At 27.9% G+C, this 20,787-nt stretch carries 20 protein-coding genes; 16 read left to right on the top strand and 4 right to left on the bottom strand.

Annotation, left to right across the window (positions count from 1 at the left end; all coding sequences use genetic code 11):
- Window positions 1-127 precede the first annotated feature (127 nt).
- Window positions 128-2,857 carry a RecB-like helicase gene (locus AC5LG6_RS07930; RefSeq protein WP_498586165.1) on the bottom strand — a complete coding sequence of 910 codons (2,730 nt, stop codon included), beginning with the start codon at window positions 2,855-2,857 and terminating at the stop codon, window positions 128-130.
- A 79-nt stretch (window positions 2,858-2,936) separates the two neighbouring features.
- Between AC5LG6_RS07930 and argB the strand changes: the two genes are divergently transcribed.
- The 5 genes from argB (at window position 2,937) to AC5LG6_RS07905 (ending at window position 8,281) form a co-directional block, all read left to right on the top strand.
- Window positions 2,937-3,836: an acetylglutamate kinase gene (argB, locus tag AC5LG6_RS07925; protein ID WP_066404181.1), complete on the top strand. Its 900-nt coding sequence runs from the start codon at window positions 2,937-2,939 to the stop codon at window positions 3,834-3,836.
- A gap of 13 nt (window positions 3,837-3,849) precedes the next feature.
- On the top strand, window positions 3,850-5,331 hold the full coding sequence (gene thrC, locus AC5LG6_RS07920; RefSeq protein ID WP_498586164.1) for a threonine synthase: 1,482 nt from the start codon (window positions 3,850-3,852) through the stop codon (window positions 5,329-5,331).
- Between the two features lie 158 nt (window positions 5,332-5,489).
- Window positions 5,490-5,990: a Rieske 2Fe-2S domain-containing protein gene (locus tag AC5LG6_RS07915; RefSeq protein WP_066156420.1), complete on the top strand. Its 501-nt coding sequence runs from the start codon at window positions 5,490-5,492 to the stop codon at window positions 5,988-5,990.
- Between the two features lie 11 nt (window positions 5,991-6,001).
- Window positions 6,002-7,246 carry a cytochrome b gene (locus tag AC5LG6_RS07910; RefSeq protein WP_066168345.1) on the top strand — a complete coding sequence of 415 codons (1,245 nt, stop codon included), beginning with the start codon at window positions 6,002-6,004 and terminating at the stop codon, window positions 7,244-7,246.
- A gap of 3 nt (window positions 7,247-7,249) precedes the next feature.
- Window positions 7,250-8,281, top strand: coding sequence for a c-type cytochrome (locus tag AC5LG6_RS07905; protein ID WP_498586162.1), 1,032 nt, complete (start codon window positions 7,250-7,252; stop codon window positions 8,279-8,281).
- A 61-nt stretch (window positions 8,282-8,342) separates the two neighbouring features.
- On the opposite strand, the gene AC5LG6_RS07900 is transcribed toward AC5LG6_RS07905, so the two are convergent.
- Both AC5LG6_RS07900 and AC5LG6_RS07895 read right to left on the bottom strand, forming a co-directional pair.
- Window positions 8,343-9,014, bottom strand: coding sequence for a 16S rRNA (uracil(1498)-N(3))-methyltransferase (locus AC5LG6_RS07900; RefSeq protein ID WP_141049455.1), 672 nt, complete (start codon window positions 9,012-9,014; stop codon window positions 8,343-8,345).
- Window positions 9,014-9,418: a hypothetical protein gene (locus tag AC5LG6_RS07895; RefSeq protein ID WP_319084940.1), complete on the bottom strand. Its 405-nt coding sequence runs from the start codon at window positions 9,416-9,418 to the stop codon at window positions 9,014-9,016. Before AC5LG6_RS07895 ends, AC5LG6_RS07900 begins: the two co-directional genes overlap by 1 nt.
- Before the next feature lie 111 nt (window positions 9,419-9,529).
- On the opposite strand from AC5LG6_RS07895, the gene queC reads away from it, so the two are divergent.
- The 8 genes from queC (at window position 9,530) to accA (ending at window position 15,688) form a co-directional block, all read left to right on the top strand.
- Window positions 9,530-10,216, top strand: coding sequence for a 7-cyano-7-deazaguanine synthase QueC (gene queC / locus AC5LG6_RS07890; protein WP_498586161.1), 687 nt, complete (start codon window positions 9,530-9,532; stop codon window positions 10,214-10,216).
- A 48-nt stretch (window positions 10,217-10,264) separates the two neighbouring features.
- Window positions 10,265-10,810 (top strand): queuosine precursor transporter, encoded by a 546-nt coding sequence (locus AC5LG6_RS07885; protein WP_066404168.1) that lies wholly within the window; start codon window positions 10,265-10,267, stop codon window positions 10,808-10,810.
- Window positions 10,810-11,634 carry a hypothetical protein gene (locus AC5LG6_RS07880; protein ID WP_498586159.1) on the top strand — a complete coding sequence of 275 codons (825 nt, stop codon included), beginning with the start codon at window positions 10,810-10,812 and terminating at the stop codon, window positions 11,632-11,634. Before AC5LG6_RS07885 ends, AC5LG6_RS07880 begins: the two co-directional genes overlap by 1 nt.
- Window positions 11,616-12,212 carry a 7-cyano-7-deazaguanine synthase gene (locus tag AC5LG6_RS07875; RefSeq protein ID WP_066404164.1) on the top strand — a complete coding sequence of 199 codons (597 nt, stop codon included), beginning with the start codon at window positions 11,616-11,618 and terminating at the stop codon, window positions 12,210-12,212. Before AC5LG6_RS07880 ends, AC5LG6_RS07875 begins: the two co-directional genes overlap by 19 nt.
- 58 nt (window positions 12,213-12,270) lie before the next feature.
- A complete protein-coding gene (gene fabG / locus AC5LG6_RS07870) occupies window positions 12,271-13,014 on the top strand; it encodes a 3-oxoacyl-ACP reductase FabG (protein WP_066221597.1) in 744 nt (247 codons plus the stop codon).
- Between the two features lie 91 nt (window positions 13,015-13,105).
- Window positions 13,106-13,336 (top strand): acyl carrier protein, encoded by a 231-nt coding sequence (gene acpP, locus AC5LG6_RS07865; RefSeq protein WP_066156446.1) that lies wholly within the window; start codon window positions 13,106-13,108, stop codon window positions 13,334-13,336.
- A 109-nt stretch (window positions 13,337-13,445) separates the two neighbouring features.
- Window positions 13,446-14,705: a beta-ketoacyl-ACP synthase II gene (locus AC5LG6_RS07860; RefSeq protein WP_066156449.1), complete on the top strand. Its 1,260-nt coding sequence runs from the start codon at window positions 13,446-13,448 to the stop codon at window positions 14,703-14,705.
- Window positions 14,706-14,752: 47 nt separating this feature from the next.
- A complete protein-coding gene (gene accA / locus AC5LG6_RS07855) occupies window positions 14,753-15,688 on the top strand; it encodes an acetyl-CoA carboxylase carboxyl transferase subunit alpha (protein WP_066221593.1) in 936 nt (311 codons plus the stop codon).
- A 27-nt stretch (window positions 15,689-15,715) separates the two neighbouring features.
- Here the strand turns inward: accA and AC5LG6_RS07850 are convergent, their stop codons facing one another.
- A complete protein-coding gene (locus AC5LG6_RS07850) occupies window positions 15,716-16,060 on the bottom strand; it encodes a histidine triad nucleotide-binding protein (RefSeq protein ID WP_141051478.1) in 345 nt (114 codons plus the stop codon).
- 126 nt (window positions 16,061-16,186) lie between these two features.
- Here AC5LG6_RS07850 and AC5LG6_RS07845 point away from each other — a divergent pair, with 126 nt between their 5' ends.
- From AC5LG6_RS07845 to aroA, 3 genes are read left to right on the top strand one after another with little or no spacing between them, the layout of a single operon-like run.
- Window positions 16,187-17,179 (top strand): phenylalanine--tRNA ligase subunit alpha, encoded by a 993-nt coding sequence (locus tag AC5LG6_RS07845; RefSeq protein WP_260889305.1) that lies wholly within the window; start codon window positions 16,187-16,189, stop codon window positions 17,177-17,179.
- Complete coding sequence (gene pheT / locus AC5LG6_RS07840; RefSeq protein WP_498586158.1) at window positions 17,176-19,497, top strand: phenylalanine--tRNA ligase subunit beta; 2,322 nt, start codon at window positions 17,176-17,178, stop codon at window positions 19,495-19,497. Before AC5LG6_RS07845 ends, pheT begins: the two co-directional genes overlap by 4 nt.
- A gap of 9 nt (window positions 19,498-19,506) precedes the next feature.
- A complete protein-coding gene (gene aroA / locus AC5LG6_RS07835; RefSeq protein WP_498586157.1) occupies window positions 19,507-20,784 on the top strand; it encodes a 3-phosphoshikimate 1-carboxyvinyltransferase in 1,278 nt (425 codons plus the stop codon).
- Window positions 20,785-20,787 lie beyond the last annotated feature (3 nt).

The raw sequence follows: 20,787 nt of genomic DNA, 5'->3' as shown, positions 1-20,787 counted from the left end.
GAATGAATTTTTATAATCTAAATAATTGAATAATAAAATTAAAATATATTATTTCTAATTAAACAAATTTGTTCAAGAACTAGGGATTGTTTAATATTTTGTGTCAAAGGATAAGTTATAAATTCTATCAAACTTCAAAAAATTCTATACTATCTTCTTTTAAATAAACTAAATATCCATCCACATTTTTAATATTAAAGATTTCACTAACAGCTTTTTTATAATACTCAACTTGTGTTTTATGAGAATATAAAACTTCTGTTGTCGTTTTATAATCAACAATAATAAATCTATCATTTTTATATAAAAGTAGGTCTAAAACTTTTATCTCCTCATTGTAAATCAAAGCTTGTTCTTGAACTATTTGTGAATCTTTAATTAAATTTTGAAATTTATCATTTCTAATTAAATTTTGAATAATCTTTTTTATAGATACAAAATCAAGTTCGTCTAAATAGTTAAAATATTTTGCTTTTGATAAATTCAAACTATGGTTTAAAGCTTTTTCATCAAAGTTACTCATCATTTCTAAAGTATAGTGAGTAGCAAGCCCAAAATATTTTGATTTTAATATATCACTATTTACAATATTATCTTTTGAAGATTTTATATCTTGTTTACCTAAATTTAATGGTTTATAATCAATCTTTTTATTACTATTTTTTCTCTGTACTACTTCACTTAAGATTAAATTTCCAAATTTAAAAGCTTTTATATTCAAAATATCAAATACACTACTTTTCTCTTTTTTAAATACAATTAGATTATTTTTTGCACGAGTCAGCGCAACATAAAGAACATTTTTCTCATCATCAAGATTTAGATTTTTCTCTTTTTCCAAAGCTTTTTTATAGTTCTCATCAAAATTTTCATAACCAGAAACCTTATAATATATATTTTCTAAATTAATATTTTCATAATCAAACAAAAGAGAACTTTTATCATGATTCTTTCTTTTTATTCTATCAATTAAAATAGTTGTATGAAACTCTAATCCTTTTGATTTAAAAATTGTAAGTATTTGCAAACCAGAATTCTCACTATTTTCAATACTAATATCTAATTTATCAATCTCATAAATAAAATCAACTATATTAAAATAAGTAGTTGATTGCTCTATTAGTTTTATAATATTTTCATCCATAATATCAAAATAAGTTGCAATAAAATAGATAACTTTTTCTACACTTAACTCATTTAAATCAATATCTAACAAAAATTCACTATTTATATCGTTTCCTACAAGAGCATTAAAATTTTCTCTGTAAATATCCTCTTTAAAATATATATATTTTATAGCATTTATTAGAGCTTTTACATTTTGTTGATTAATTAATTTAGAACTCATATCTGTTCTAATTTTTAGATTTGGTAATTTTTCTTTTAAATAGTAAAAAAGTTCTAAAACATCACTATTTGTATAGCACAAAATTGCGATATCATTTTCATTAATACCACTATTTAATAGCTCATTTATTTTATTAAAAATAGATATAAACTTCTCATCACTTTGTAAATTTGGATCTTCTATCACCTCTACAAATCCATCTTTTCTAATACTTTTTTGAGCTAAATAATCATAATTTGAAAGATTTAAAAAAGTATCATTTACAAAGTCAATAATATTTTTAGAAGACCTGTAGTTTGTATTTAGATCTTCAAGTTTTATATTACTATTTTCACTCAAAACAAAATCAAAAAGCTCTCTTTTTCCCCCACGAAATCTATAAATACTCTGCTTTGGATCTCCAACATAAAAAAATGTTTTAAATTTTTCACTATCTCCAGCAATCACCTCATCAATTAAGGGTTTAAGAATTTTATATTGTAAAATTGAAGTATCTTGAAACTCATCTATTAAAATATGGTTATAGTTACTATCTAATCTAAAATATAAAAAATCTTTATTGATTTTATTACTTAAAAGTTCGTAAACTAAATTTGAAATATCATTAAACTCAAAATAGTTTTTTTCAATATTAAAGCTCTTCTTAAACTCTTTAAAATTTATATATAGCTTAAATATTTTATTTAAGCTATATGAAGTTCTTAATTTATAGTAGTTTAACAAACTATCTCTAAGTTCTAAAAATACAATATTTATCTCTTCATTTGCACATTTTTTAAAATATGAATAATCATACATACTCTCTTTTTCTATCCAAGTATTTGCAAAAAGTTCATCAAAGTTTGTAAAAGATACAGCTTTTATAGCACTATTACTAGCATTTGGACAGTTTAAAATATGCTCTTTTATCTTAAAAGCTTTTTGCAAAATATCATCTTTTATAAGATTAATTAATTTTGCATCTATTTCTACAGGATTTATATTTTCATTTTTTTCAATTAATATTTTAAATAGTTCAAAAATAGAGTTAAATTTTTTCTTCTCATATAAAGAGAACTCAACTAACTCTTTGAAGCCATTCTCATCTAAACTTTGTAAAAATTTATAACTCAAAATTTCCATATCATCATTTGCAATTTTAAAATCATCACTTATTCCAATATATCCACAAAATTCTCGTAAAATCTTATTTACAAACTTATCAATAGTAAAAATACTTGAACTATCATTTATAAATAGTTTTATAAGTAGTGATTTTTTAGATAAGATTTGCTCTTTCTTAAAATTTGATACTTTGATAATCTCATTTAAATATGCTTCGTCATCACCTAATGTTTGAAGTGTATTAAAAACTCTTTGACTCATCTCAGCTGCTGCTTTATTTGTAAAAGTTAGAGTTAAGATTTCACTAGGTTTTGCTCCTTTTAGAAGTAAACTAATATATCTTACCGTTAATGCAAAAGTTTTTCCACTCCCTGCACTGGCTTTTAATGCTAAATATTTTTCCATAAATTCATTTTACTATATTTCATTTTAAAAGAGATTTTTAGATACAATCAAGACTTTAAAATTTACAAGGATATTTTTTATGACAAAAACAAATCCAAAAGTTCAAACTCTAATAGATGCTATTCCATATTTCAAAAAATTTTATGGAAAAACAATAGTTATAAAATATGGTGGAAGTGCACAAACAAGTGATGATTTAAAAGAAAAATTTGCTCAAGATATAGTTTTGCTAACACTTTTAGGAATAAAACCTATAGTTGTTCATGGTGGAGGAGCAAGAATTACAGAACTTTTAACAAAACTTGAAATTCCTTCACATTTTGTAGATGGATACAGAGTTACTTGTAAAGAGAGCATGAGAGTTGTTGAGATGGTTTTAAGTGGAGAGATAAACAAAAATCTTGCTTCACTATTAAATCATCATGGTGCAAAAGCTATTGGAATATCTGGAAAAGATAGTGGAATAATTAAAGCTATTCCAAAAGATGGTGGCAAGTTTGGTTACACTGGAGATATAACTTCTGTAAATGGAGAGATAATAAATAACCTTATAAAAGAGGGATTTATTCCAGTAATTGCTCCTATTGCAAATGGTGATGAACCAAATCATCCAGGTTATAATATAAATGCTGATGTAGCAGCTTGCGAAATTGCAATGGCTGTAAAAGCTCAAAAAGTTATATTCTTAACTGATACAGTTGGTGTTTTAAATAAAAGTGGTGAGCTAATCCAAACTTTAGATAAAGCAACTGTTGAAATGTTTAAAAAAGATGGAACAATTGCTGGCGGAATGATTCCAAAAGTTGATTCTTGTATAGAGGCTATTCATAATGGTGTAAATAAAGCACATATTATAGATGGTAGAGTTGAACACTCAATATTACTTGAGCTATTTACAAGTGATGGAATAGGAACACAGTTTATAAGAGTTGATAATCCAAATAATGGTGTAGATATTAAAAAATTGTTAGATAATTAAAAGGAATAGAGTAATGAATTTTATAGAGACTAGAGGAAATGATGGAGTAAAGCCACTAGAAGTTAGTTTTAGTGAAGCTATTTTAAATCCAAGTAGCTCTTTTGGTGGACTTTATGTACCAAAAAATTTACCAAATTTAGGTGAAAATTTTATAGAAAACCATATAAACAAAAGCTATAAAGAGCTTGCATTTGATATTTTAAAAGCTTTTGAAATAGATATTGATGATATTGAAATTAAAAAAGCACTTGATTTATATGATAATTTTGATAATCCTTTAAATCCAAGTCCTGTTGTAAAAGTTAAAGATGATTTATATGTAAATGAGCAGTATCATGGTCCAACACGTGCTTTTAAAGATATGGCACTTCAACCTTTTGGAAGTATTTTTAGCTCTATTGCACAAAAAAGAGATGAAAATTACCTAATACTAGCAGCAACTTCTGGAGATACAGGACCAGCTGCTTTAAATACTTTTAGGAATAAAAAAAATATTCAAGTTGTTTGTCTATATCCAGATGGAGGAACTAGCGATGTTCAAAGACTTCAAATGGTTTGTGAAGATGGAGAAAATCTAAAAGTTTTAGGAATCAAAGGAAACTTTGATGATGCACAAAATGCTCTAAAATCTCTTTTAGCTTCAAATAGTTTTAAAGCAGAATTAGAAAAAGATAATATAAAGTTAAGTGCTGCAAATAGTGTTAATTTTGGAAGAATTATTTTTCAAATAATCTATCACTTCTGGTCATACCTAGAGTTGATTAGACAAAATGCTATTAAAAATGGTGAAAAAATTTATTTAGTAGTTCCTAGTGGAAATTTTGGGAATGTTCTTGGTGCATACTATGCTAAAAAGATGGGACTAAATATAGAGAAACTTTTAGTTGCATCAAATGAAAATAACATTTTAACACAATGGATAAACACAGGAATTTATGATATCAGAGATAAAGCTCTAAAACTTACAAAATCACCTGCTATGGATATATTAAAATCTTCAAACATAGAAAGAGTAATTTTTGATCTATTTGGAAGTAGTAGAACAAAAGAGTTAATGGAAGATTTAAATAAAAATAATATATTTACAATGACTCAAAATGAGACAAAAGAGTTACAAAAATATTTTAGTGCTACTTTTAGTAATGACTCATTTGGTAACAAAACTATAAAAGAGTTTTTAGATGCTGGATATTTAATGGATCCTCATACAGCAACTTGTATAAAAGCTTACAATGACCTAAGAGAAAAACCACTAAAAACTGTAATATACTCAACAGCAGAGTGGACAAAATTCTCACCAACTGTTTTAAATGCTTTAAAGCAAGACTCTAAAAAGTATAGTGATAAAGAGGCTTTAGAAGAGATTAGTTCAAAATTTGGTGCTAGTTTACCTCAATCTATTAAAAATCTTTTTAATGCAAAAATAAATCACTCTTTAGTAATAAATAAAGAGAATATTGAATCTGAAATAATAAAATTTATTAGAAAATCATAAGATTTTCTAATAAACAACAGATTAAACTATTTTTAAATATTCTATTTTTACACATTTCATTAATCTTTCGTTTATAAAATTGACCAAAATCAATCTTTCTTAAGTATCTTTATATTAAAATCAAAGCCGATTCTAATTTTAAAAAAAGGAAGCCAAATATGTCTAAAGATACAAATAGACGAGATTTTATTGGCTACTCATTTGCTGCAGTTGCTGCAGTTGGAGGAGCCGCATCTTTGTATGGTATGAAACAGGTATGGGATCCACTTCCTAGCGTTTTAGCTGGTGGATTTACAACTATTGATTTATCTGCTTTAAAAGCAGGAGAACCAGGAACTTTCACTTGGAGAGGGAAACCTATCTTTGTTTTAAAGAAAACTGCTGACATGGAAAGTAGTACAAGAGATTTAATTATAGGTAGTGACAGATATACTGTTGCAATTGGACTTTGTACTCACCTTGGATGTATTCCAGCATGGAAAAAAGATATTTGGAAATGTGCATGTCACGGTGGAGAGTTTAATGCAAGTGGTCACCAAACTTTTGGACCACCACCAAGACCACTTGATTTGCCTCCATTTGAAGTAAAAGGTAATACGATAGTTCTAGGAAACGAAGGACCAGAGTGTCAAAAAATCGCCGAAGCGATGAAAGCATAAGGAGACAATAGATGGCAAAATTTGAAAAAGCTAACTCTGTTGGTGAGTGGTTAGAGCAAAGACTTAATATAAAAGCAATTAACAAAGTTATGATGACTGAGTATTGGATTCCAAAAGATATTAACTTCTTATGGGCAATGGGAGTACTACTAGCTACTACATTTACTATTTTAGTTATATCTGGATTATTCTTAATGATGTACTACAAACCTGACATCAATTTAGCATTTGATTCAGTTAACTATACAATTATGCAAGAGGTTGCATTTGGTTGGTTATTTAGACATATTCATGGTGTTGCAGCTTCTGTTATATTCCTAATTATATATATTCATATGCTTACAGGTATCTACTATGGTTCATACAAACAAGGTAGAGAGATGATTTGGATTTCAGGAATGTTACTATTTGTTACATTTAGTGCTGCTGGTTTCTCTGGTTATATGCTTCCTTGGGGACAAATGTCTTACTGGGCTGCAATGGTTATCACAAACTTATTTGGTGGAGTTCCTGTTATTGGAGATGCACTAGTTGTTTGGATTAGAGGAGATTTTAATGTTGCTGATGCAACACTTACAAGATTCTTTATGTTACATGTATTCTTATTACCAATAGCTATTATGGGATTAATAGGTTTACACTTCTATACATTAAGAATTCCTCACGTAAATAATCAATCATCTGAAGATATTGATTTTGATGCTGAAGCTGAAAAATATTTAAGTGGAAATAAAAAAGAGTCAAAAGTTATTCCTTTCTGGCCTGTATTTATCTCAAAAGATTTAGCAGTTCTTGGAGTGTTTTTAATATTCTACTTCTATTTAGTGTTCTTCCACTATAGTTTTGCTATGGACCCAGTTAACTTTGATCCAGCTGATCCAATGGTAACACCAGCTCATATCTATCCAGAGTGGTATTTCTTATGGTCGTATGAAGTTTTAAGAGGATTCTTCTTTGATATTGCTGGAATTAAAGCATTTGATATTGGTTTAATTGCGTTTGCATTTGCAAATGGTATCTTCTTTGTTCTACCATGGTTAGATAGAGATAATAAAATTTTACCAGCTCATAAAAGACCACTATTTTTTATCTGGTTCTGGCTATTAGTTGTAGATTTAATCGTATTAACTGTTTATGGAAAACTTCCTCCAACGGGTGCAAATGCTTGGGTAGGTTTCTTTGCAGCAGTAGCATTTATACTACTATTTGTTCTACTTCCAGTTATTACAAAACTTGATCAAAAAAGAAGAGGGTAAAAGATGAGAGAATTAAAAATTTTAGCAGTAGTAGTAGTATTAACTCTTATTACTTACTGGGGAGTTGAGCCTTTTGCTCACTCACAAATGCATCCGCATGTTGATCCTGTAAACTATAACTTTGAAGAATCTGATAGAACTACTTCAAAAGAAGCAGTTGAAAAAGCACAAAAATCTTTAGCTGAAGCTGAGAAAAAAGCAGATGAAAAAGCTATTAAAGGAGCAAAAGCTGATTTAGAAGCAGCTTTAACTTTTGAAAAAACTATCAATGCTTTTTGGGATGCTAACAAAGCTGCAATAACTGCAACTCCTAATGTTGCAAATGGTGAAGCTTTAGTAACGGCAAACTGTACAGCTTGTCATAGTATTGAATCAAAAGGTTTTCCAAAATTAATGGATGATGCATCTACAGCTGGTGCTTATGGTGTTGCAACTCCTGATTTAGGAAGCGCAGGTAAGCTTTATTCTAAAGATTATTTAATTGCTTTTATCAATAATCCAGCACTTGCATCAAAAGTTTCTCATAAATTTACAGATGGAAGAGCTCATCCAATGCCTAGCTATGAGTTAATGAATACTCCACAAGAAATTGCTGATATGGTTGCATATTTACAATCAATTGCTCCAAAAGAGATGACAAATAAAGAGGTTTTCCATGATGCTTGTCAAAGATGTCATGGTTTAAAATATGCCGATATGCAAAAAGGAACAATGGGTGCATTCTCACCTGATGCTGATATTACAAAATATATGGGAAAACTTCCTCCAGATTTATCTCAATATATTATTAGTAGAGGTCCTGATTATTTAGGTAAATTTATAAATGACCCTCAAAAACTACTTGAAGGTACTGCAATGCCAAGAGTTGGTTTAAATCAAGAGTCACAAGAACAAGTTATAAAATACATGGAAGAAATTGGAGCTTCTAAAAAAGCGGAAAGAGAAGAGTTAGGTCCTAAATTCCTAATCTATCTAGTAATTTTCGCAATCTTCGCATTTTTATGGAAAGCAAGTAAATGGAGAGATGTTCATTAAGAACATCTATTCAAAATTAAAAAGCTAGAAGTTACTACTTCTAGCTTTTTTTATTTCTATTTTATAATATTATTTTAGAAGTAGCAGATATTATAGCTGTTTGTGATTTTAAAATAAGATTTGAACTAAATCCAACAATAAAATTCTTATTAAAAAGTTCTCTCTCTCTTTTTGAAAATCCACCTTCTGTTCCAATCATTAAAGTTTTAATATCTAATACTTTACTATCTATAGAAGTTTGAGAAAAATCTAAAAAATATGTATCTGGATTATCTGCTATAAAAGTATCAATATTTTTATAAATATCAAGTTTTATAATGCTACTTCTTCCACATTGAGATGATGAATTTATCAATATTTTTTCTAATTTTTCAAAATTTATTTTAAAATTCTTTTGTGAAAAATCACTATAAACAAAAGTAATTTTATCAACTCCTAACTCATTTAAGCTGGCTATATTTTCATAAATAGTTTTTGGATCAACAATACACCAAGCAAGATGAATTTTTTTACTATTTTCAATAATTTTTTCTTCTTTTTTTAGAAGATTTAAAAATAAACTCTTTTTATCGATTTGAGATATTTTATATGAATACAAAAAATCATCTTCTAAATTTCTAAAATCTAAAATATCATCAAGCTTATGTCGTCTTGCTTTTACTATATAGTTATAATTCTCATCTTCAATTTTTAGAAGCTCATTTTTGGCATTTTTATCATATATAAACTGCATTAAAATACTTTGCTAATAATATAAACAGCTAATAAAACTGCAATTTCAATAATATAAATCTTCTTTGCATAAATATAAAAATCTTCTTGAAGTTTTATGTCAGCAACTTTTATAACTCTTTGTTTTTTATATCTTTTTATCTCAATTACAAGCAAAAAGATTGAAGCTGGAATCATTAAAGCAATTGTAACACTAAAATGATGAGCATAAAAAGCAACTATTGTTCCCGTATAAATTACTACAGCATTGCTCAAATGATATATTGGTGTCATAAATTTTAATCTTTTTGCCAAAGATATAAAATCTTTTTTTGTCACAACAGAGTATAAATTAAATAACATTATTCCTAAAAAAATATATATCGCATAAATATGAGTTGTTATCGCACTTTGCATTAGTTCCATATTAAGTTTATCTCACTTTTAAAAATTTTTGCTATTATATCCAACTTATAATAAGTTTATATTTTTCAATATTTTCATACATTTTTATACAATATAAGGATTTTTTAGTTTATGAATCAAAATTTTAATAAAAAAGCAGTTGTAATATTAAGTGGTGGAATGGATTCCACTTTAAGCTCTTATATTGCAAAAAATAGTGGTTATGAATTAATAACAATTCACTTTAACTATGGTCAAAGAACTCAAGATAGAGAATTAAAGGCATTTAGAGATATTTGTAAAGAGTTAAATGTTTTAAATAAATATGAGATTGATATTCCATTTTTTTCTCAAATTGGAGCTAGTGCTTTAACTGATAAAAATATAGATGTTCCAATAGATGGGATTGAAAAAGGTGTTGTCCCAATTACTTATGTTCCATTTAGAAATGGAATATTTTTAAGTATCGCAAGTGCTATTGCGGAAAAAGAGAATGCAAGTGCAATCTATATTGGTGTAGTAGAAGAGGATAGTTCAGGTTATCCAGATTGTAGTGATAACTTTATACAAAAAATGCAAAATGCTATAAATGAAGGTACAAAAGAGGATACAAAAATAGAGATAATAACTCCTCTTGTTCATTTAAGTAAAGCTCAAATTGTAAAAGAAGCTATAAAATTAAATGTTCCACTAGAACTTACTTGGTCTTGCTACAAAGAAGAGAAAATAGCTTGTGGAGTTTGTGACTCTTGCAGACTTCGATTAAATGGATTTGAAAAAGCAAATAAGAAAGATCCAATAAAATATAAATTTAAATAATATTTAGATAAAATGAGAGTTTAAAATAATTTTTAACTTAGAGATAAAATGACAAAAAAAGCAATAATAATCTATTCAATACTTTTTTCTATAATAATAGTATTAGCAAATTATACAGTACAATTTCCCATAAATGAATGGCTTACATATGGTGCTATTATGTTTCCATTCTCTTTTTTACTTGCCGATATACTAAGCGAAAAGTATTCAAGAGAAGAGGTTTTAAATATCATAAAATATGGTATTCTTATAGCTGTTATTCCCACAATAATAATAGCTGATTGGAGAATAGCTTTTGCTTCTTTATCTTGCTTAGTAATTTCTCAATATTTAAATGTAAGAATTTTTATGTTCCTAAGACAACGATTTCTAAATTTATGGTGGTTAAGAATTGGTGGAGCAAGTATTATTTCACAACTATTTGATACGGCTTTATTTTTCTTCTTGGCTTTTGCTTTCGTTTTACCTTTTGAAACTATTATAAAACTTATAATAGGTGATTATTTAATAAAAGTTACTATTGCTCTTATGGATACTCCCATATTTTATTTAATTGCGATAAGATTACGACAATATACATTTGGTAGAATATAATGGAGTTTACTTCTGAGATTTTACAGGCTATTTCAAAAAGAGCTTGGAAACTATCTTGGATTTTAGTTGCATATTCAATATTATGTTTATCTATCATTTTATATATATTTATAGATAATCGACTATATATATTAAGTAATTTCTCAAAAATTCATTCAACACAAGTTGAAATATTAAAATTCTCATACCAATCATTAATCATCTCCATTGTTGTATTCTCGATATTGTTCATACTAAAAGGTGATTCAGACAATACTATTAAAAAAGCTAGAGAAAGATTTTATGAGAAAGTATTTGAAAGAACGAAATTAGTATTTCAATATAGATTTAATTTTCCAATAAATGATTTTGAAGGACAATATGAAATTAGAAAATTAACAGAATATCAAACAGATTATTCAAGAAATGAAGAAATACATAAAATTTCAATAAACAATCTAAATAATTTTATATTAAATGCCATTGATACTTTATATATAACATATTCACTAAATGATAAATTTGAAGAAAGAGTGCTTTTTAGTATATGGCATTCGGGTAGTTTTGTTGCAATTGCTATTGCTATTGATAAAAAATATACAAATAAAACAGAAGATGAGATTCATAAGGCATTATCAAAATTAAATCTTTCTGGTAGTATTGAAGATTCAAATCGTTTGAGCACTAGAGATAATTATTGGTGGTTTGATATAAAATATAATACAAATGATGACTTCTTATTTCATAATATAGAAAAAGAACAAATTTCAAGAAAAGTGGCTCATATCGTTACTGTTGGTTTAAATATAAGTATGGAGATATTAGGATGGAAAAAAATAGAATAGGAATCCTTTTTAGTGGAGGAACAGAGAGTACTGCATTAATAAAATATTACAAAGATAAAAATTATGATATTTCTTTGTTGTATATTTTTATGGGATATGAATGGGAGAAAACAGAATTTAAACATGCGGAACTCGTAGCAAACTTTTTTAATCTTTCTGTTGATAGTTTAGATTTTTCAAATCATTTTAACTCTAAATCATTAGGCAAGGTTACTAATGTTCAAGAAAATATAATAATTTTAAGAAATTTAACATTATTAACACTATCATCTTTATATTTTATAAACAAAAATATATTTAATTTATCTTTTGGTTTACAAGAAGATTTTGATTACCCAGATTCAAATATCGAATATATCAAAAAAGTAGAAGATTTAATTAAAATTGGAAGCATGCAAAAAAATTTTAAAATTGAAATACCTTTTTATAATACATTAAAAGAGGATATTTTAAGAAATTATGATTTACCATTGAATTTAATTTTTTCTTGTGCAAATCCAATCAATAATGAAAGATGTAATAAATGTTTCAAATGCAATGAGTTAAACAATGCATTATTAAAAAATCATAAATCATAAATATAATCAAAATATTGATATAATAAATCTTTATGCAAAAAAATAAAAGGATAAAAATATGAAATTTAGTGGAAAAAATGTTTTAATAACAGGTGCAAGCAAAGGTATTGGTGCCCAAATTGCAAAGAATTTAGCAAGCTATGGTTTAAAAGTTTGGATAAATTATAGAAGTAAGATTGAAGAAGCAGAAGCTATAAAAGAACAAATTGAAAAAGCTGGAGGAACAGCAGCAATTATAAAAGCTGATGTATCAATAGAAGAACAGTTCGTAGCTGCTATTAAAACAATTATTGAAAGTGATGGGGAGTTGGCATATTTGGTAAATAATGCTGGAATAACAAAAGATAAACTAGCTCTTAAAATGAGTGTTGAAGATTTTACATCTGTAATTGATGCAAATCTTACTTCAGCATTTATAGGTTGTAGAGAGTTTTTCAAACAAAGAGGTAAAAAAGGTTTTGGAGCTGTTGTAAATATATCTTCGATTGTTGGAGAGATGGGAAATCCTGGTCAAGCAAACTATTCAGCTTCAAAAGGTGGATTAAATGCTATGACAAAATCATTTGCAAAAGAAGCCGCTAGTAGAAATATAAGATACAATGCAATAACTCCAGGATTTATTCAAACAGATATGACAGATTTATTAAAAGCTGAAGTAAAAGCTGATTATGAAAAAAATATCCCTCTTTCAAGATTTGGAAATCCAAGTGAAATTGCAGATGCAGTAGCATTTTTACTAAGCGATCACTCATCATATATCACAGGTGAGATTCTAAAAGTAAATGGTGGATTATACGTTTAAAGTTTATCTTTAAACTATAATTTATTTAAATTAAAAAGTTTTTAAAACTTTTTTGCTATAATTTTGGGACAATTTTATTAAAGGAATTAAAATGGCATTATTAGATGATGTAAAAGCTGTTGTTGTTGATCAATTAGATTGCGATCCAGCTGAAGTAAAAGAAGATTCAAAGTTCATTGAAGACTTAGGAGCAGATTCACTAGATGTTGTGGAGCTTGTAATGGCTTTAGAAGAGAAATTTGATATCGAAATCCCTGATGAAGAAGCTGAAAAAATATTAACTGTTGGTGATGCAATATCATACATTGAAAACAACAAATAGTTTTTTCTTTTTTTAGATAAAAGAGTTACTCTTTTATCTATTGTTTTTATTATTGAGTTTTTTAATTTAAAAATTGAATAGTTTAAATAAAATATTGGAGCATTATTAGATGAAAAGAGTTGTTATTACAGGATTAGGTACTATAAATTCTACTGGACATAGTGTAAACGAATCTTTTGATGCCGTTGTAAACGGTGTTTGCGGAATTGATAAAATTACACTGTTTGATACAACTGATTTTTCAGTTCAAATTGCAGGTGAAGTAAAAAATTTTGATCCTGAAACTGTAATGGATAAAAAAGAGGTTAAAAAAGCTGATAGATTTATTCAATTAGGTATAAAAGCAGCTTTAGAAGCTATGATTGATAGTGGTTTTGTTACAAGTGAAAATAAAAAAGTAGATGATTCAATAGCAAATAGATTTGGAATAATTTCAGGTTCTGGAATTGGTGGATTAAGTACAATTCAAAAAAATTCTACAATTTGTGACACAAAAGGTTCAAGAAAAATATCTCCATTTTTTATACCATCATCTTTAGCAAATATGCTAAGTGGGTTTATCTCTATTGAACATAATTTAAAAGGTCCATCTTTAAGCCATGTTACTGCTTGTGCTGCTTCAACTCATGCATTAAATGATGCTATGAAAACAATTGTTTTAGGTGGAGCTGATAGAATTTTAGTTGTTGGGGCTGAAAGTGCTATTTGTGGAGCTGGTGTTGGTGGTTTTGCTGCTATGAAAGCATTATCTACTAGAAATGATGACCCTAAAAAATCTTCAAGACCTTTTGATATAGATAGAGATGGATTTGTAATGGGTGAAGGAGCTGGTGCTTTAGTTCTTGAAACTCTTGATAGTGCAATAGCTAGAAATGCAAAAATATATTGTGAGATTATTGGTTTTGGAGAGAGTGGAGATGCAAATCATATCACTTCACCTGTAATAGATGGTCCTTTAAGAGCTATGAGAGCTGCATTTGAAATGGCGAAAGAGTTAACTGGGGAGTATCCAAAAATTGACTATATAAATACTCATGGAACTTCGACTCCAGTTGGAGATAAAAATGAGACAGCTGCTATTAAAGAACTTTTTAATGGAAAAGATAACTGCCCTCCTGTATCATCTACAAAGGGTCAAATTGGTCACTGTTTAGGTGCTGCTGGAGCTATTGAAGCTATTATGGCTATTAAAGCTTTAAATGAAGGTGTTATTCCTCCTACAATAAATGTTGAAAACCAAGATCCAGAATGTGATTTGGATGTTGTTCCAAATGTTGCTAGAAAAGTTGATTTAACAACTGTTATGTCAAATAACTTTGGTTTTGGTGGAACAAACGGTTCAGTAATTTTTAAAAAATTTACAAAATAAATCTAAACCTTAAAGGGTATTGCTACCCTTTTTATTAAGGAAAAATATTGGCTACTTACTTAGAATTTGAAGAAAAAATAAAGAAAATTGAAGAAGATATAATAATTGCAAAAACAAAATCGGATGAAGCTGCTGTTGAAATATTAAATAAAAAACTTGAAAAAGAAGTTGAAAAAACTTTTAAAAATTTAAATGATTATCAAAAGCTTCAACTTGCACGTCATCCAGACAGACCTTATGCACTTGATTATATAAATGCTATTTTATCAAATGCTTACGAAATTCATGGAGATAGACACTTTGTAGATGATAATGCAATTGTTTGTTATTTAGGTTTTATTGGAACTCAAAAAACTTTAGTAATTGGTGAGCAAAAGGGTCGGGGAACAAAAGAGAAACTAAAAAGAAACTTTGGAATGCCTAGTCCTGAAGGTTATAGAAAAGCTTTAAGAGCTGCACAAATAGCAGAAAAATTTCAAATTCCGATTCTTATGTTAGTTGATACTCCAGGTGCATATCCAGGGCTTGGAGCTGAAGAGAGAAATCAAAGTGAAGCAATTGCAAAAAATCTTTATGAATTTGCAAATTTTACAACTCCAACAGTTTCAGTTGTAATTGGAGAAGGTGGTAGTGGTGGAGCTTTAGCTATATCTGTTGCTGATAAGCTTGCTATGATGAGATATTCTGTATATGCTGTTATATCACCTGAGGGTTGTAGTGCTATTTTATGGAATGACCCATCAAAAGTTGAAACAGCAGCACAAGCACTTAAAATTACAGCTGAAAATCTAAAGCAACAAAATCTAATAGATGATGTTATAAATGAGCCTCTAATTGGTGCTCATAGAAATAAAGATGAAGCTTATATGGCTTTAAAAGAGTATTTTTTAAACTCGGTTGAAGAGCTTAAAAAACTAACTCCACAAGAGAGACAAGAGAAAAAATATCAAAAAATTATGAATTTGGGATCTTTCTCTGAGTAATAAATAAGATAAACTTTTTAGTTTATCTTATAAATCATTTTTGTCTCTAACTAATCTTCCAACTTTTTCACCACCAATTAAATGAAAATGTAAGTGTGGTACCTCTTGCCCACCATCATTTCCAATATTTGTAATCATTCTATATCCACTTTTATCTATTCTTAACTCTTTTGTAACTTTTTTTATAAAACTACTTAAATCAGACATAATATCAGATGGAGTATCTTCAAATGAATCATAATGAGACTTTGGAATCACTAAAACATGAATCTTTCTTGTAGGATTTATATCATGAAAAGCTAAAAAATTATCATCTTCTAATACAATATTGCTGGGTATCTCTTTATTTACAATTTTGCAAAAAATGCACATATTTTCTCCTTGATTTTTTATAATAAATTATAACCAAACTCTAATAAAAAATTAGGTATAATCGCAACTTTGAGAGATTATAAATAAATATTTTGTAAAAAATAAATTAGAGATTAGGAATAAAAATTGGAACTTTGGATAAAGAAAATCGAATCTGCTTCAACACTTGAAGAACTGGAGAGTTTAAGAGTTGATACCCTTGGTAAGAAGGGAGTTTTGACTATAGAATTTGCAAAAATGAAGGATATTCCAGCTGATGATAAAAAATCATTTGCAGAAAATCTAAATAGACAAAAAGATGAAATAACAAGAGCTTTGGATAGCAAAAAAGTAGAACTAGAAGCAATCGCTTTAGATAAAAAATTACAATCTGAAAAAATTGATGTTACAAAGTTTAATAACGAGCTTAGCTGTGGTGCTGCTCACCCAGTTGCAGAGACTATGAATAGAATTATTAACTACTTTTTAAACCTTAATTTTACGGTTGAAGAAGGTCCACTAGTAGAAGATGATTTTCATAATTTTCAAGCACTAAACCTACCTGAATATCATCCAGCACGAGATATGGCAGATACTTTTTACAACAAAGATTATACACTTTTAAGAACACATACTTCTCCTGTTCAAATAAGAACAATGCTAAGTCAAAAAGCTCCTATAAGAATGATTGCTCCAGGAACTGTTTTTAGAAGAGATTTTGATATCACTCACACTCCAATGTTTCATCAAATTGAAGCTTTAGTTGTAGATGAAGCAGATAAAATCTCATTTGCAAATTTAAAACATGTTTTAGTTGAATTTTTACAACACATGTTTGGAGAAGTTGAAGTTAGATTTAGACCTTCATATTTCCCATTTACAGAACCTTCTGCTGAAGTTGATATTTCATGTGTTTTTTGCAAAGGAAGTGGTTGCCGTGTATGTTCACAAACAGGATGGCTTGAAGTTTTAGGATGTGGTGTTGTAGATCAAAATGTTTTTGATGCTGTTGGATATAAAGATAAATCAGGTTATGCATTTGGTTTAGGAATAGAAAGATTTGCTATGCTAATTCATAGTATTGGGGATTTAAGATCTCTATTTGAGAGTGATACAAGACTATTAGGACAATTTAAATGATAATTACAAGAAGATGGCTAGAAGAGTTTATAAATATATCAAATATAAGCACAGATGAAATTTGCAAAACATTAAATAGCATTGGTTTAGAAGTTGATAGTGTAGAAAAAAAGAGTATTGCTTCAAAAGTTGTTGTTGCAAAAGTTTTAAGTAAAGAAAAACATCCAGATGCAGACAAATTAAATGTTTGTCAAGTTGATTTAGGGGATGAAGTTACTCAAATTGTTTGTGGAGCTTCAAACGTAGAAGCTGGACAAACTGTCGCAGTTGCTACTATTGGAGCTATTTTAGGAAATGATTTTAAAATCAAAGCAGCAAAACTAAGAGGAGTAGAATCAAATGGAATGATTTGCTCATCAACAGAATTAGGACTTCCAAAATTAAATGATGGAATTATGGTTTTAGATAACTCTATAGGTGAGCTTATCTTAGGAAAAGAGTTAAAAGATTACCCTAGTTTAAATGATGACATTATAGAAATTGGTCTTACTCCAAACAGAGGTGACTGCTTAAGTATTTTAGGAGTTGCTAGAGAGCTAGCAGCTTTTTATGATTTACCTTTAATAGAATTAGATAAAAATATAAATAGTCACGAACTTAGTATTGGTCAAATATTTGAGATAAATAGTTCAAATATTGATACTTTTTTAGCATATAAGGCAATAGATTTTTCTGGTTTCAAACTAGATTTGATAACAAATCTAAGAGTTGCTTTAATTGGTAAATTTAAAGAAAATCACAATATTAAAAACTCACTTATTTATGCAACTCACTGTGTTGGTGTTATTTTAAATGCATATCCTAGAGAAGATTTTGTTTTAAAAAATGAACTTAGTGTTTTAGATTTAAGAAAAAATGAAAAAGGTTTTGATTGCTCTTATTCTAGTACAAATTGTCTAAGTCAAATATGTGTAGATCAAAAAGATTTTAGTGAAAATTCAAATGATTTTCTGCTTGAAGCATCTTATATAAACCCTGAAGTTATATCAAAAAGAGTTTTTGATGCAAAGATAAAAACAGGAGATATATTCTACAAAGCATCAAGAGGTAGTAATCCTGATTTAAGCTATGGCGTTAATTATTTTTCTAGTTTTGCTTCTAAAATGGGGGCAACTATATACTCAGGAGCAAAAGAGTTTTTGGAAGATATTGAAAAAATAACTCTTAGTATTAGTGTAAAAAATATAAACTCTATTATTGGACAAGATATAGAAAAAATTGATATAGAGAGAATTTTGACTTCTTTAGAGTTTGAAATAAAAGAGTCTGTGGATGATATTTTATTGATTAAAGTTCCACACTATAGACATGATATTAAAAATATTGCTGATATTGCTGAAGAAGTTATAAGAATGGTTGGAATTGATAATATTATTTCAAAACCTTTGGCTATTGATGAAGTAAATAGAGTAAATAAAACTAGTTTGGATTTACAAAAAAAGAATAAATTAAGATACAAAGCTATTGAAAATGGATTTTTTGAAACATTAACATATGTTTTTTCTTCAAAAGAAAATTTAGAAAAATATGGTTTTAAAACTGTAAAAGATGATTTAGATTTGATTAATCCAATTGTAAAAGAGTTAAATACTTATAGAACTACCATACTTTTAAATCTTATTGAAGCTTGTTCAAATAATTTTAAAACAGGTGCAAGAAGTGCTAGTTTTTTTGAAATTGGAACTATTTTTGATGAAAATAGAGTTGAAAGTAAAAAAATTGCGTTTGTTCATAGTGGAGCTTCATCTTTAGAAGATGTAAGCAATTCAGGAAAACCAAAAAATATAGACTTTTTCTCATTTGCAAAAAAAGTTTTAAATACTATTGGAGAGTTTGAACTTGAACCTATGACAAATATTGATAATAAATTTATTCATCCCTATCAAAGTGCAAATATTTTAATAGATGGAAAAATATCAGGATTTATATCTAAGCTTCATCCAAGTGTTGAATCTGATTTCGATTTAAGTGACACTTTTTTTGCGCAAATAGATTTTGATAGTTTAAAAAACAGTTTAGTAAAAGCTTCTTCTTACTCTAAGTTTCAAGCTTCTAGAAAAGATTTAAGCATAATTGCTCCAAAAACTTTAGAGTTTAAAGAGATTAAAAAGGTTATAAATTCACTAAATAATAATCTAATTAAGCAATATAACTTAATTGATATATATAGTGATGAAAAATTAGGAGAAAATGAGAGTTTAACTATTAGATTTACTCTTCAAAGTGATGATAAAACACTTGAAGATGAAGATATAAATCAAGTTATAAACTCAATTTTAGATGCTTTAAAAGAGAAATTAAATATTACTTTAAGATAAGGGAAAAATATGTCAAGTTTTAATATAAAAAGATTAAATAAGCCTTTTGATGTTGTTATAGAAAATATTGCAAGCGATAAATCAATATCTCATAGATGTGCAATGTTTTCACTATTTTCAAATAAAACTTCGTATATTAAAAACTATTTAACTGCTGAAGATACTTTAAATACTCTAAAAATTGTAGAACAATTAGGAGCAAAAATAAAAAGAGACGGAAGCAGTGTTGAAATAACTCCTGTTTATAATTTAAGTGAACCTGATGATGTACTTGATTGTGGAAACTCTGGAACTGCTATGAGACTTTTTTGTGGATTATTAGCAAGTGTTGATGGCTCTTTTGTTTTAAGTGGAGATAAATATTTACGAAGCAGACCAATGAAAAGAGTTGCAGACCCTTTAAGAAATATTGGAGCAAATATTGATGGAAGAGAGAATGGGAACAAAGCACCCCTATTTATAAGAGGAGAAAAGTATTTAAAACCTTTTACTTACATCTCTCCTGTTGATTCAGCTCAAGTTAAATCAGCTATGATTTTAGCAGCTCTAAGAGCCACAAATGTTAGTAAATATAAAGAGAATGAGCTTACACGTGACCATACTGAGAGAATGTTAAAAGGTATGGGAGCAGAAATTTTTACAGATAATGAAGGTTTTATAAATATAAAACCTCTAACATCGCATCTAAAACCTTTAAATATAACTGTTCCAGCAGATCCTTCTAGTGGATTTTTCTTTGCTGTTGCAGCTGCAATTTCAAAAGGCTCTAGAGTTGTAATAAAAAATGCATCTTTAAACCCTACAAGAGTTGAAGCATATGTGGTTTTAAAAAAAATGGGAGCCATAGTAAACTTTATTGAAAAAGAGAATGTTTATGAACCTATTGGTGATATTGAAATAATTGGAAATGAATTAAATGGTGTTGAAGTAAGCCAAAATATATCTTGGCTAATAGATGAACTTCCAGCTCTTAGTATTGCAATGAGTTTAGCAAAAGGAACATCGAAAGTAAAAAATGCAAAAGAGCTAAGAGTAAAAGAGAGCGATAGAATAAAAGCAGTTGTTGATAATTTAGCTCTTTGTGGTGTTGATTTCACAGAGTTTGAAGATGGATATGAGATAAGAGGTGGAGAGTTAAAAAGTGCAACTATAGACTCTTATGGAGATCACAGAATTGCCATGAGTTTTGCAATAGCTGGATTAAATTGTGATATGAAAATAGATGACGTAGAGTGTATAAACTCATCTTTTCCAAACTTTAAAGAGATTTTAGACTCTTTGTATTAAGGA

The sequence above is a fragment of the Arcobacter thermotolerans genome (assembly GCF_983172305.1).
This window is presented reverse-complemented; position numbering and strand designations above follow the sequence as displayed.

Bases quoted from the DNA above. Each gene is read 5' to 3' on its own strand.
- fabG (WP_066221597.1), top strand. From the start codon at position 12,271: ATGAAATTTAGTGGAAAAAATGTTTTAATAACAGGTGCAAGCAAAGGT.
- thrC (WP_498586164.1), top strand. From the start codon at position 3,850: ATGAATTTTATAGAGACTAGAGGAAATGATGGAGTAAAGCCACTAGAA.
- AC5LG6_RS07930 (WP_498586165.1), bottom strand. From the start codon at position 2,857: ATGGAAAAATATTTAGCATTAAAAGCCAGTGCAGGGAGTGGAAAAACT.
- AC5LG6_RS07905 (WP_498586162.1), top strand. From the start codon at position 7,250: ATGAGAGAATTAAAAATTTTAGCAGTAGTAGTAGTATTAACTCTTATT.
- AC5LG6_RS07900 (WP_141049455.1), bottom strand. From the start codon at position 9,014: ATGCAGTTTATATATGATAAAAATGCCAAAAATGAGCTTCTAAAAATT.
- AC5LG6_RS07860 (WP_066156449.1), top strand. From the start codon at position 13,446: ATGAAAAGAGTTGTTATTACAGGATTAGGTACTATAAATTCTACTGGA.
- AC5LG6_RS07885 (WP_066404168.1), top strand. From the start codon at position 10,265: ATGACAAAAAAAGCAATAATAATCTATTCAATACTTTTTTCTATAATA.
- AC5LG6_RS07915 (WP_066156420.1), top strand. From the start codon at position 5,490: ATGTCTAAAGATACAAATAGACGAGATTTTATTGGCTACTCATTTGCT.
- AC5LG6_RS07850 (WP_141051478.1), bottom strand. From the start codon at position 16,060: ATGTGCATTTTTTGCAAAATTGTAAATAAAGAGATACCCAGCAATATT.
- AC5LG6_RS07910 (WP_066168345.1), top strand. From the start codon at position 6,002: ATGGCAAAATTTGAAAAAGCTAACTCTGTTGGTGAGTGGTTAGAGCAA.
- AC5LG6_RS07895 (WP_319084940.1), bottom strand. From the start codon at position 9,418: ATGGAACTAATGCAAAGTGCGATAACAACTCATATTTATGCGATATAT.
- aroA (WP_498586157.1), top strand. From the start codon at position 19,507: ATGTCAAGTTTTAATATAAAAAGATTAAATAAGCCTTTTGATGTTGTT.
- argB (WP_066404181.1), top strand. From the start codon at position 2,937: ATGACAAAAACAAATCCAAAAGTTCAAACTCTAATAGATGCTATTCCA.
- queC (WP_498586161.1), top strand. From the start codon at position 9,530: ATGAATCAAAATTTTAATAAAAAAGCAGTTGTAATATTAAGTGGTGGA.
- pheT (WP_498586158.1), top strand. From the start codon at position 17,176: ATGATAATTACAAGAAGATGGCTAGAAGAGTTTATAAATATATCAAAT.
- AC5LG6_RS07875 (WP_066404164.1), top strand. From the start codon at position 11,616: ATGGAAAAAAATAGAATAGGAATCCTTTTTAGTGGAGGAACAGAGAGT.
- AC5LG6_RS07880 (WP_498586159.1), top strand. From the start codon at position 10,810: ATGGAGTTTACTTCTGAGATTTTACAGGCTATTTCAAAAAGAGCTTGG.
- acpP (WP_066156446.1), top strand. From the start codon at position 13,106: ATGGCATTATTAGATGATGTAAAAGCTGTTGTTGTTGATCAATTAGAT.